11 protein-coding genes are annotated in these 11,256 nt (G+C 53.1%); 1 reads left to right on the top strand and 10 read right to left on the bottom strand.

The annotated features are described in order from the left end of the window. The first annotated feature begins 199 nt into the window (after positions 1-199). A complete protein-coding gene (locus ACTQ05_RS04140) occupies positions 200-463 on the top strand; it encodes an RICIN domain-containing protein (protein WP_441538066.1) in 264 nt (87 codons plus the stop codon). Positions 464-514: 51 nt separating this feature from the next. Here ACTQ05_RS04140 and ACTQ05_RS04135 read toward each other — a convergent pair whose 3' ends face one another. The 10 genes from ACTQ05_RS04135 to ACTQ05_RS04090 all read right to left on the bottom strand — a co-directional run bounded on the left by ACTQ05_RS04135 (position 515) and on the right by ACTQ05_RS04090 (position 11,248). Then, positions 515-1,933 carry a lipopolysaccharide biosynthesis protein gene (locus tag ACTQ05_RS04135; protein WP_441538065.1) on the bottom strand — a complete coding sequence of 473 codons (1,419 nt, stop codon included), beginning with the start codon at positions 1,931-1,933 and terminating at the stop codon, positions 515-517. A gap of 55 nt (positions 1,934-1,988) precedes the next feature. Then, on the bottom strand, positions 1,989-3,050 hold the full coding sequence (locus tag ACTQ05_RS04130) for a glycosyltransferase family 4 protein (RefSeq protein WP_441538063.1): 1,062 nt from the start codon (positions 3,048-3,050) through the stop codon (positions 1,989-1,991). Positions 3,051-3,189: 139 nt separating this feature from the next. After that, complete coding sequence (locus ACTQ05_RS04125; protein WP_441538062.1) at positions 3,190-4,641, bottom strand: sugar nucleotide-binding protein; 1,452 nt, start codon at positions 4,639-4,641, stop codon at positions 3,190-3,192. A gap of 13 nt (positions 4,642-4,654) precedes the next feature. Beyond that, complete coding sequence (gene rfbB, locus ACTQ05_RS04120; protein WP_441538060.1) at positions 4,655-5,677, bottom strand: dTDP-glucose 4,6-dehydratase; 1,023 nt, start codon at positions 5,675-5,677, stop codon at positions 4,655-4,657. A 23-nt stretch (positions 5,678-5,700) separates the two neighbouring features. Beyond that, positions 5,701-6,600 carry a glucose-1-phosphate thymidylyltransferase RfbA gene (rfbA, locus tag ACTQ05_RS04115; RefSeq protein ID WP_441538058.1) on the bottom strand — a complete coding sequence of 300 codons (900 nt, stop codon included), beginning with the start codon at positions 6,598-6,600 and terminating at the stop codon, positions 5,701-5,703. 46 nt (positions 6,601-6,646) lie between these two features. After that, positions 6,647-7,288: an acyltransferase gene (locus ACTQ05_RS04110; RefSeq protein WP_441538057.1), complete on the bottom strand. Its 642-nt coding sequence runs from the start codon at positions 7,286-7,288 to the stop codon at positions 6,647-6,649. Between the two features lie 143 nt (positions 7,289-7,431). Further along, on the bottom strand, positions 7,432-8,667 hold the full coding sequence (locus tag ACTQ05_RS04105; RefSeq protein WP_441538055.1) for an O-antigen ligase family protein: 1,236 nt from the start codon (positions 8,665-8,667) through the stop codon (positions 7,432-7,434). 29 nt (positions 8,668-8,696) lie between these two features. Further along, positions 8,697-9,599 carry a glycosyltransferase family 2 protein gene (locus tag ACTQ05_RS04100; protein ID WP_441538053.1) on the bottom strand — a complete coding sequence of 301 codons (903 nt, stop codon included), beginning with the start codon at positions 9,597-9,599 and terminating at the stop codon, positions 8,697-8,699. Next, positions 9,600-10,808 (bottom strand): glycosyltransferase family 4 protein, encoded by a 1,209-nt coding sequence (locus ACTQ05_RS04095; protein ID WP_441538051.1) that lies wholly within the window; start codon positions 10,806-10,808, stop codon positions 9,600-9,602. Then, entirely contained in the window at positions 10,805-11,248 is a 444-nt protein-coding gene (locus ACTQ05_RS04090) for an acyltransferase (protein ID WP_441538049.1), read from the bottom strand. The genes ACTQ05_RS04095 and ACTQ05_RS04090 overlap by 4 nt, the downstream gene beginning before the upstream one ends. Between the last annotated feature and the right edge of the window lie 8 nt (positions 11,249-11,256).

The following is an 11,256-nucleotide window of genomic DNA, read 5'->3' as shown; positions in this document are numbered from 1 at the left end:
TGCAACGGTAGGCCTAGCTGGTCGGCATGCCTTTGCCTTTTCTGAAATTTTTCGTTTCCGTAGATGAAAAGAATGGGTGCCGCACTAGCAACAATCAGATTGCCCTAAACACTCGGGCTGCTCGCTGTCGTCGGGCGCGGGCGCGCTGACGTTCGAGCGCGACGGCGCCACCGGCCTGTACAGGATCTCCTCGGGCGGCATGCTGCTGACCGAGTCCGGGAGGTCGGCGGTGCTGGCCGAGGCGGACGGCTCCGCCTCGCAGCTGTGGCGCGTCTCGGCCAGCGGGGCGGGCTACACGGTCGCGTCCGCCTCCGGGCTGGCGCTCGACGTCTGCGGCGCCGACGCGTCCGAGGGCAACCGGGTGTGGCTCTACGAGCCCAACGGGGCGGCCGCGCAGAAGTGGCCGCTCGCCGGCCCGGCGATCCCGCGATCGGTGGACGACGGCCCCTACCGCCTGGCCTAGGAGATCGACCGCGGCTAACCGCATATAGTGTAGGCGTCCGCTGAATTCAATTTAGCGCAAGCCTTTACCGATTTTCCTTATCGAGATAATTGCATTGTGAGTCGGCTCTTTAAATAGTAAAAGGTATAGAGCATAGACAGTTGCATAACAAATAGTTGCAGGAACCGCAGGCAGGAATGAACCCGTCAGAACAAAGCAAACGCTAACTACAATTTCACCAATAAAAAGAAAGGACCTCTGATCGCTGAGTTTTCGCGAGACAATGGCTTCAGAGACAAGGCTTCTAAAACCGAGAGAAATCACCACCGAGCAAATGACGAAGTCTACGCTTTGAATAAAATAAACTCCGACGACAGAGCCAATGAGACTCAAAAGAGCCGTAATAATATTCACTTTGAGTAGAGTTGATTCTTCGCGCAGCACTTTAAAGAATGTAGTACCCAAAAGGTCCATCTTTCCCTCAAAGACGCAAAGTGGAAGGAGGTACACAAAATAGTGAAGGCTTTCTTTGTATTGAGGTAGCCAGAGCCCGATGAGCGAGATCATTGGGAAGCATAGGAGATATACCGCAGGAAGCAGAATTGTTAATGATTCCCTCATGAGTGAATAGACTTTAAGCCTTTCAACTTCAGAGCTCTGTCGTAAAGCTGGAAACAGCACCATGCTTGCCTGAGAAACAAACGCAAGAAAGAAATTCACCAACGAAAGTGAGAAAGACAATTCGCCAAAGGTCTCAATGCCCCATTCGGCATCAATTAGAAAACGTGCAAACCCAAGAATCAACATGCTAGCGACATTCGCGAGCATGAGTTTAACTCCAACACGTATATAACCAAGACCCGTGCGAACTGCTTCGCTAGGAGACCAAAGACCTGCTGAAAGAATATCGCGGCCCTTCCAAACACAATACGCAAGCGAGCAACAATTTGAAAGAATGTAGAAAACGACAAAGGGCTGAAAATCACCGCAACGCAATAAAAGGAGAGCGGCGAGAGGAACCAAAAACGCAAGTTTATTGACCACTACGGCGAAGGAATACAGCTTAGTCTCGTTCATTGCTTGGAATACATAGCCAAGTGTGCTCCAAGCAAACGAGACTATCTCAAAAATAGCCGCAGCAACTATAACAAACTGGCGTTGTTCTTCAAATCCCGCAAGCGAACACCCGAGAACAATCGCAACCGCCAACGGAATCTCATAGGCAATTCCAAACCAAAATGCGGAGTTCACTTTTCGTTTATCAATGCAATCGCGAGTTTTCCCACCTTCTATCAAATACATTCCATCTGATATTCCAAGCGAAAAGAAACCGGTATAGCTCGAATAAAATAGAAACAATTGCCAATAGCCGAACTCTTCTACACCTAGGACTTTTGGAACCAAAAGAGAAGTTAGAACGCTGAGCAAAAAACTAAACCCTTGCGAAACAAATGCCGCTACTGCGTTGCTCGCCATTTCCTTGATTTTCATTTCCTAAACAATTACCTTTCTTAAGCTGCTGTGCGACATTAGTTTGTTCAGGTCATCAGCCAACTTCAAACTCTCTATTAATAGCCTCGAGTGCGCGCTTCATTGAGCACTCCCTTTTTGCATAATCAGAACCAAGTGAAGCAAGTCGGCGAGCCTCCTTTGGATCAAGCAGCAACTTTACTAAATTCATACCAAGAGCGACGGAGTCATGAACCGGAGAAAGTAATGAACAAGTTGGATCAGCGTACTCGTGAACCCCCTGGAAGTCGGTCGATACAAGCGCGCACCCACAAAACATTGCCTCCGGACACGTCAGAGCAAAGCCTTCGTTAACCGTCGCACAAAGAAAGATAGAGCTCCTCGAATAAATGTTTCGAAGTTGTTCCTGGCTGGCATTGCGGGTGTAATGGCACCAATCCGGAAGGCACCCGGGTCTTTTTGGCCCCCCGAAAACATTGACCACTAAATCGGGTACAAGCTCGTGAGCATAAATAAGCGCGTCAAGAGCATCGGCGAAGCCCTTATGACTACCAGGGTGGTAAAGAAGAGCAACTTCGTGCTCATATCTTGTACAAGCTTCCGCATAAAAGATATTATCATCAATAGGGTTTTTCACTTTACGAGGTTCTATTCCGCTTGCATGCGTAACAATATTAAACAGCCAGTCGCTAACCACAATGTTTGACATTCCGAGCCTGTATGTATCTTCAACGACCGACGCAGGAGTATCCCATATTTCGTAGTCTTGAATAAAATAATGCTTCTTTCCCTTAGCGGAAGAAAGTGAGGCAACAGGCCGAGCCGATCCCACCCATGTCGCTACAACATGATCAGATTCAGGCATTGTAGAATCATCAATCTTGAATATACATTTCTTTTTAACTTTTGGATTCAAATCAAACCAAGTTGGTCTGTGGCAAACGAGCATACGTGATGCCATCCTACGGACAAAGCTGGGTATAGGAAATTGACGAAGCATGCATTGACAATCGAAGCAAATCGTGACGTCAAAGCCCTTAGAAGCAAGATAATTCGAATAAATGAAAACCATCTTGGCTCCCCCAGTAGCAGTCCTAGCTATATCAGGGAGAACAAAGGTAACTTTAGTTGCAGGCATATAAGCTCATTATTCCTTTCAATTATTAAACTCGAAGAAATACAAGCCGCTCAATTTTATTCAGCATAACAGATGAATAAAATTGAGCGAACTACGTACGACAACCAGATGCGGTCGAAGGGTCGGAATCGCTTGTGCCTCAGCTAGTCAAATATTCCCCCAGCTCTTCCTCCCAGTCGGGCATGTGGAACCCGACCGACTCGAGCCTGGACAGGTCGAGCGCGGAGTGGACCGGGCGCGGGGCGACGGGGCCGGCGGCGCCGGCGTAGTAGTCGGCGGTGCTGACCGGCACGACCCTGTCGCCGTTGCCGTTGGCGGCCTCGAAGACGGCGCGGGCGATGTCGGCCCAGGACTTGACGGCGCCGGAGCCGGTGCAGTCGTAGGTGCCGTAGGGGGCGTGCGTCCCCAGCACGTGGAAGATCGCAGCCGCCATGTCACGCGTGAAGGTCAGGCGTCCCAGCTGGTCGTCCACGACCGTGACCTGCGCAAGGCTGTCGTCCGGGTCTGCGACGCGGTCGGAGAGTCCCTTCATCGTCTTCACGAAGTTGTGACCCTCGCCGATGACCCAGCTGGAGCGCATGATGTAGTGGCGCGGGCACCCGGCCACGGCGATGTCGCCGGCGGCCTTGGTCTGGCCGTAGACGGACAGCGGGCTGAGGGGCTCCTCCTCGGTATGCACCTCCTCGGTGCCGTCGAAGACGTAGTCGCTGGACACGTGGACGAGGGTGATGCCGTGCCCGGCGCAGGTGCGGGCGAGCAGCGCCGGCCCGGTCGCGTTGGCCTTCCAGGCGGTCGCGCGGCCCTCGGGGGTCTCGGCCCTGTCCACGGCGGTGTAGGCGCCGCAGTTGATCACGGTGCCGTAGAGCGACCAGTCGTACTGCGCGTAGGCGTCCGGGTCGGACATATCGAAGGTGTCGATGTCGCAGAAGTCGAAGTCCCTGGCGACGCCGCGCTCCTCGGCGAGTCTGCGGACCGCACGGCCCAGCTGGCCGTCGCAGCCGGTGACGAGGGTGCGCCTGGGCGCCATGGGGACGACGTCCTTAAGGTACGGGTGGTTGAGGTCGGCCTCGGATACGGTGGCCTCCGAGAGCGGGATCGGCCACTGAATGGCAAGCTCGGGGTCGGCGAGGTTCACGAACGTGTAGGTCTTCTTCAGCTCGAGGGACCAGTGGGCGTCCACCAGGTAGGTGTAGGCGGTACCGTCCTCCAGGGCCTGGAAGGAGTTGCCAACGCCGCGCGGGACGTAGATGGCCTTGCTGGGATCCAGAACGGTCGTGAACACCTTGCCGAAGGTCTCGCTGCCCTCGCGCAGGTCCACCCAGGCGCCGAACACGCTGCCGTGGGCGACGGAGATGAACTTGTCCCAGGGCTCGGCGTGGATGCCGCGGGTGACGCCGCGGCTGTCGTTGTAGGAGATGTTGTTCTGGACGACCCTGAGGTCGGGGATGCCCAGGGCGCACATCTTGGCGCGCTGCCAGTTCTCCTTGAACCAGCCGCGCGAGTCGCCGTGGACGGCGAGGTCGACGACCTTCAGGCCCCCGATGCCGGTCTCGGTGACCTTCAGGTCCTTCTCGAATGCGATGTCTGCCATGTAACTCCCCCTCCTACTGCCCCTGGGCGCGGTAGCGGGCCTCGGTGGCCTCCTTGGCCGGTCGCCACCAGGCCTCGTTGGCGACGTACCAGTCGATCGTCTGCTTCAGGCCCTCGGCGAAGTCGGTGTGCGCAGGCCTCCAGCCAAGTTCGCGCTGCAGCTTGGTGGAGTCGATGGCGTAGCGGCGGTCGTGGCCGGGGCGGTCGGCGACCCAGTCGAAGTCCTCGGGGTCGCGGCCCATCGCCTCGAGGATCATGCGCAGGACCGTGATGTTGTTCTTCTCCCCGTCGGCGCCGATGAGGTAGGTCTCCCCCATGCGGCCCTTGGTCAGGATGTCCCAGACGGCCGAGGAGTGGTCCTCGGTGTGGATCCAGTCGCGGACGTTCTCGCCGCGGCCGTAGAGCTTGGGGCGAACGCCGTCGACGATGTTCGTGATCTGCCTGGGGATGAACTTCTCCACGTGCTGGTAGGGACCGTAGTTGTTGGAGCAGTTGGAGATGGTCGTGCGCAGGCCGTAGGTGCGGGTCCAGGCGCGCACGAGCATGTCGGAGGACGCCTTGGTGCTCGAGTACGGAGAACTCGGCTTATACGGCGTCTCCTCGGTGAACCTGGCCGGGTCGTCGAGCGCCAGGTCGCCGTAGACCTCGTCGGTGGAGACGTGGTGGTAGCGGACGCCGTATTTGCGGACGGCCTCCAGCAGGCGGAAGGTGCCCTCGACGTTGGTGCGCAGGAAGGGCTCCGGGTCGGCGATGGAGTTGTCGTTGTGGCTCTCGGCGGCGTAGTGCACGATGGCGTCGTGGCCGGGGACGATCCTATCGAGAAGCGCGGCGTCGCAGATGTCGCCCACGACGAGCTCCACGCGGTCGGAGGGCAGCCCCGCGATGTTCTCGGGGTTGCCGGCGTAGGTCAGCTTGTCCAGGACGGTGACGTGCACCCCGGGGTGGTTGTCCACGACGTAGTGCACGAAGTTGCTGCCGATGAAGCCGCAGCCGCCCGTGACGATGATGTTCCTGGGCTCGAAGAGCTCTTCAGACATGTTTCTATCTCCCATTGAATCTATTAGTACTCGCGCGGGCTGTTGACGATCTCGCCGGCGGCGACCTTCTTCAGGTGCTGCCCGTAGACCGACTTGCCGTAGGCCTCGGCGGCCTCCTTGAGCCCCTCGGTCGTGATCCAGCCGTTCTCCCAGGCAATCTCCTCGGGCACGGACACGGGAAGGTCCTGGGAGTGCTCGACGGCGCGGACGAACTCCGCGGCCTCGTGCAGGCTCTCCATGGTGCCGGTGTCCAGCCACGCGTAGCCTCGGCCGAGGGTCACGACGGACAGCGTCCCCTCCTCCAGGTACATCTGGTTGAGCGTGGTGATCTCCAGCTCCCCGCGGGCGGAGGGCTGAACCTTGTGGGCCTTGGCGGCGACGTCGCCCGGGTAGAAGTACAGGCCGGTGACGGCGTAGGAGCTCTTGGGGCTCTCGGGCTTCTCCTCGATGGAGACGGCCCTCCCCTCGCCGTCGAACTCCACGACGCCGAAGCGCTCGGGGTCGTCCACGTGGTAGCCGAAGACCGTGGCCCGGCCCGACTCGGCGTTCTGGACGGCGCGCGTCAGGTGGCGCGAAAGGCCGTTGCCGTAGAAGATGTTGTCGCCGAGCACGAGCGCGCACGGCTCGCCGGCGATGAAGTCCTCGCCGATCGTGAAGGCCTGCGCCAGGCCGTCGGGGCTCGGCTGCTCGGCGTAGGAGAGGTTCACGCCGTAGCGCGAGCCGTCCCCGAGCAGGCGCTCGAAGTTGGGGAGGTCAGTCGGCGTGGAGATGACCAGGATGTCCCGGATGCCCGCCAGCATGAGGGTGGACAGCGGGTAGTAGATCATGGGCTTGTCGTAGACCGGCAGCAGCTGCTTGGAGGTCACGAGCGTGAGCGGGTACAGGCGCGTGCCGGACCCGCCGGCGAGGATAATGCCTTTCATAGATCCCGTCTTTTCCTTCCGTTCTTAGCCGCTCAAATTGCAGCTGTCATTCATTCCATTCAATTCCGGTACGAAGTAGCTTATTTACGCCGCCAAAGAGCGATCTCTCCGGAGTCAGATCCTTGGTAACCGTCGAGCCTGCGGCAAGTACGGACCCGTTCGGCACCGAAGCGCCCTTTAGCACCATGCATCTGCAGCCGACCCAGACGTTGTCCCCCAGTATTACCGGAGCGCTCGCGGGCTTACCGTCAATCTGGTGGAAATCAGTGTCCATGAATAACGTATCCCAGCTAACTAAGGAATTAGACCCCAGATGCATCGACTCATGGCAAACAAACTCACCGTTAGCCATATTCTTGAAACCTTCACCAACGCGCAAGAATCCACCAGCTCCCACACTAATCTTTGAGCCCTGGGAAAACACGGCACCCCCGTCAAATAGAACTTTGCCGGAGCATTGCCAAATACCGCGATCAAACCGTGCATCGTAGATGCCGACCGACGAGTAGCCAAGGCGGATGCATCCAGGCCTAGGGTTAACAATGTTGACTTGCCCATGCAACTCGCTCAAAACGTAATTCCTCGCAACCAGCACGGGAAGCCGTGCCCCCCCCCAACCAAAATAATGAAAGTTAAAATGAAGCGTCTTGATAAAACTTGTCTCAAATAGCTTTGATAATCTACCCACAGAAAACACCATCCAAAGTCAATCATGCACTTACAGCCTTATTGAGCGCGAACGTTGCACGCTAGTAATTTGAAAATCTGGCGAAGTTATGCGCTCCAGATCAGACGATTAGCATCAATGCCAAGAGAGCAAAATCGACGTTATTACTCATAAGAAACGCACTCATAGATTGCAACAAACAAAGGAAAACAAAGTCCGCCAACAATGCTAAGAATAATCAACGAATAGCTTGTCAGCGCCATATAACAAAGAAAGGCGGCCATAAGACACTTCAACCGAACTGGAGAAGATCCCCAATGCACCACAGTGACATAGATAGATCGTAAAATCGAAAAAGTGTAGCAAATAAGAAAAAAGACCCCCCATTGAGCAAGCTGACCAACAAAGCCGACGTCAGAAGTCCACGCAAGCCCTGAAAGCCCATGCTCAACGCCGTAATAAGAAGGAGTCCCCGCAATAAAGCCAAAACCAATTAAAGGGTTTTGCGAAAATATGGATAAGTAATAATGCGTGGAATTGACGCGAATTAATGTACTCTGCTCGAGGTTTCCATTAACCAGAAATAAGCCGAATATGTTCGAGAGGACGCCAGTCATTGCGAGTATGATCAAAACGCCAATTCCAGCCGCGCTCAAGCATAAATAAGGATGTTCATACCCAAAGCGAAGAATAAAGGCCGTGAACACAGATAGGACGACCGCTGCAATCTCAGCGCGAGACTGCGCCACAAAAGCAATGGCACAAAATTCGACAGTAAATGTAACAAGATGCATTCGCCTATCGCGGCCTTCGGATGTTAGTAACATTATGAAAGCAAAAATAGTTGTAAAATCGAAAATCGATGGGACGCTAAGCCTCACCAAAAAATAACGCACCGACGCATGTTCATAATCGCCAAGAAATGATTGACCCGGAAAGATCATTCGGCCAGTTACTTGAAAAACCAGTGCGTTTAAAATATAAAGACAGCAACCAAGAAACGCAATCTTTTCGAACAAGGTCATCAAATCGATAATGCCCCTCGGCGCTTGCTTGCAATACGCTATAGCAGGAAAGACAAAGAATAACGTGAGCAGTGAGCAACAGCGAGCAAAAACCCTAAAACGATCAACAAAAGGAAATTCAATCAAAGTTAATAGCGCAACAAATAGTACTGAAAATAAGAAGAAACCAAAATAGTTACCAATATAGGAGCAAAATACCTTTAACCCACCTTTTTTTCTGGGTAGCAGTACAGCTAGCGCACCAGCAAAACAAAGCAAAAATAGCAGTACATTCGAAGAAAACAAAAGATTGAATAAACCTTCAACATTAACCAAACCAAATAGTTTTGAAGCAACAAGAAATACAAGCGCCATATAAATATTCGCGTATTTCATACTTTGAACCTGTTCGTTGTTTCGTTGCATCAACTTAAGCCAATCAATCTCTTCAATACTTCAACCGATTTCAGGTTTTCCTTCAGGAAAAACCTGTGTTTTTCTACCTGATCAGGATGATCAAGCGAGGTAGAAACACCGTGCATATGCTCGACTTGAATACTCGGGTCATAGACATGCTTAAAACCGTGAGTCTGTGACACCACAAGCGAAATAAGCTCTTCGAGGTACATGAATGTGTCCGGACAAAAGGCCCAGTCCATTTCCGCTGCGTAATCGCGTGAGAAAATTACACAAGACCCCTGCAGTTCAACACCCTCCTGTGGTTGAGCCCAACCCCTGCTCGAGCGTTTAAGCTTCAGGCGCTTGAGAGCGCGCCCCATCGTTGTCGCCATGAACGTATATTTCAAACGAAGCTTACGTTCATTGGAATAGGAATCGGCTAAACGCTGCCTGAAGCCTTCTTCAAGACTTCGCACATAGTCATCAGATACAGGCATCCTCGCTTCACACGGGCTCTGATGAACATTCAAAACCGGGTTATAGATATCAGGTCCCATCACGTCAAAGCGCCTAGCGGAGTATGAATCAACAATGGATGCACAAGTATCTTTTTGCGCAAATACGACATCGTTGTTGCACACGACATAAAAATCTGGATCAAGCTCCCGCTTGGCAAACGCAAAGCCCAAGTCGTTCCCGCGTGCGAAACCGAGGTTTTCTTCACTCAAAACGACAGACACATCGCCAATGAGCTCAGCATCAATATGCTCTCTAAGATATGTCTCGATTCCATCGTGACAACCATTCTCAATAACCACAATATCCACGGTATCTTCTTGCGCTTTTTCGAGAGTCAATATTGACTCAACGCAAGCAAGGGTTGCCTCCCGTGCCTTGTAATGCAGCACTATAAAAGCAAATTTGCTCATCTATGAAGAAAGCCTTCCATACTCGCAGTACCACTTGTCACGTATAATCTCAGCGCGACTGCACGGACCATTCTCAAAGGGACTCTCCACTGCACCGCCTTGCAGCGTATTGCATAGCACGACAAACCTTCGTGCAGCTTCCTCCGCATTCCACGTCTCAGCAATAGTCTTACGAGCCTCATTACCCATGTATTCGCAATTCAGAGGCTTGCTCAGGAGTCGCTCGACCTGCTCAACCATAGAATCGACATTCGCATCATCGAAGACGCACCCGTTAACGCCCTGACTAATAAGGAAAGGTACGGATCCAATCATGCTGGCAGCTACAGGAGTACATCCCTCTGCCATGCACTCATTAAGAACGGCACCCCAGCCTTCGCGTCGCGTAGAGGTAAATAACAGCATTTCCGACTCACGCATAAGCTCACGGACGCGATCATTCGGCAGCACCCCCATAAGTTCGATGTAATCGTCTAAGCCGCGAATGCGAATGGCTTCGGCTAGCTTATCGGCCATGGGACCACCGCCCACCATGGTCAATTTAAATTCGTAGCCATCATTGCGAAGGCGTTCGGCCAACCGAATCGCCAGGTATGGCCGCTTCAGCTTTATGAGTCTGGCAACCCATAAGATAGAGTTGCGCTTCTTGCGAACGTGCTTGCCATCATCGTTTGAAAACCTGCCTTCCGTCGGGGGAAAATACCCCCATTTCCAGCAACGACTTACAGGAAATGAAGGCAAAAATAGCGACAAATCAGAACTGCCAAACGCGGATGCGCACAGCATGTGGAAGCGCTCATCATTGCGCCATTTAAGACAGTTTTCCCAAGCCTGCTTGTATTTCGGATACGGGAAAAAGCGATACCATAGGCCGATCTTCAACAGTCTCTCAATGTAAACGAAATTTAAGCCACCCTCCCGTTTGCTTCTCAGCTGGAGCCACTCGGAATAGTTAATGGTCACAATTGCAACGTCTGCTTCGGTTGCAAATTCGCGCGCACGCTGTTTTTCATCCTCAGATTTATATGCTTTGATTACGCACGGATCGTCATTCATATCCAGATAGCCGCTGGTCTTTCTATACGCCTCAAGTTCCTCACAAGCAATGAACTTGAAGTTGTCAACCCCAACCAACTTAATCATGGCATCGCAAAATGGTTTTTGGTGAATAACCATATAGTTGCTAACGAATACAACTTTCATCTTCATGAAGCCTTTCTCACAATAGGCGTGAAAGACCCATCGGACATCAAGATAGAATTCGCAGGCACATCAGCTCGCACAACACAACCGGCTCCGACGACGCTACCGTCACCAATACTTACACCTTTACAAATAACAACATTCGCGCACACCCACACATCATTTCCAATTGAAATGGGCGCGGTTGTAAATCCAGACTTACGGTACGGAACATTTTCCAGAGAGAACACATGATTATGATCGTAAACCTTGACGTTTTCCCCGAAAATGCAGTCATTTCCAACGGTTATCGAGTTCAAGCTGTTAAGGGAACAGCCAGAATTGAAAAACGTATTGTTACCAATGCTCACAGAGCCGCCCCCCCCCCTATTTGAACAACAAAGTCTTTCCGGAAGCGCAAATGAGAACCGTATGAGAAAGCGTTTCCATAGCAACCCTTGAGCCATAGAGAACG

The sequence above is a fragment of the Collinsella sp. LCP21S3_A9 genome, from assembly GCF_052118785.1.
In the GTDB taxonomy this organism is placed as follows: Bacteria; Actinomycetota; Coriobacteriia; order Coriobacteriales; family Coriobacteriaceae; genus Collinsella.
Note: the sequence above shows the minus strand (reverse complement) of the source record. Positions and strands in the feature narration are given on the sequence as shown.

Excerpts from the sequence above, each read along its gene's own strand:
- ACTQ05_RS04140 (WP_441538066.1), top strand. The coding sequence starts at position 200 with ATGCTGCTGACCGAGTCCGGGAGGTCGGCGGTGCTGGCCGAGGCGGAC.
- rfbB (WP_441538060.1), bottom strand. The coding sequence starts at position 5,677 with ATGTCTGAAGAGCTCTTCGAGCCCAGGAACATCATCGTCACGGGCGGC.
- rfbA (WP_441538058.1), bottom strand. The coding sequence starts at position 6,600 with ATGAAAGGCATTATCCTCGCCGGCGGGTCCGGCACGCGCCTGTACCCG.
- ACTQ05_RS04090 (WP_441538049.1), bottom strand. The coding sequence starts at position 11,248 with ATGGCTCAAGGGTTGCTATGGAAACGCTTTCTCATACGGTTCTCATTT.
- ACTQ05_RS04105 (WP_441538055.1), bottom strand. The coding sequence starts at position 8,667 with ATGAAATACGCGAATATTTATATGGCGCTTGTATTTCTTGTTGCTTCA.
- ACTQ05_RS04100 (WP_441538053.1), bottom strand. The coding sequence starts at position 9,599 with ATGAGCAAATTTGCTTTTATAGTGCTGCATTACAAGGCACGGGAGGCA.
- ACTQ05_RS04095 (WP_441538051.1), bottom strand. The coding sequence starts at position 10,808 with ATGAAGATGAAAGTTGTATTCGTTAGCAACTATATGGTTATTCACCAA.
- ACTQ05_RS04130 (WP_441538063.1), bottom strand. The coding sequence starts at position 3,050 with ATGCCTGCAACTAAAGTTACCTTTGTTCTCCCTGATATAGCTAGGACT.
- ACTQ05_RS04135 (WP_441538065.1), bottom strand. The coding sequence starts at position 1,933 with ATGAAAATCAAGGAAATGGCGAGCAACGCAGTAGCGGCATTTGTTTCG.
- ACTQ05_RS04125 (WP_441538062.1), bottom strand. The coding sequence starts at position 4,641 with ATGGCAGACATCGCATTCGAGAAGGACCTGAAGGTCACCGAGACCGGC.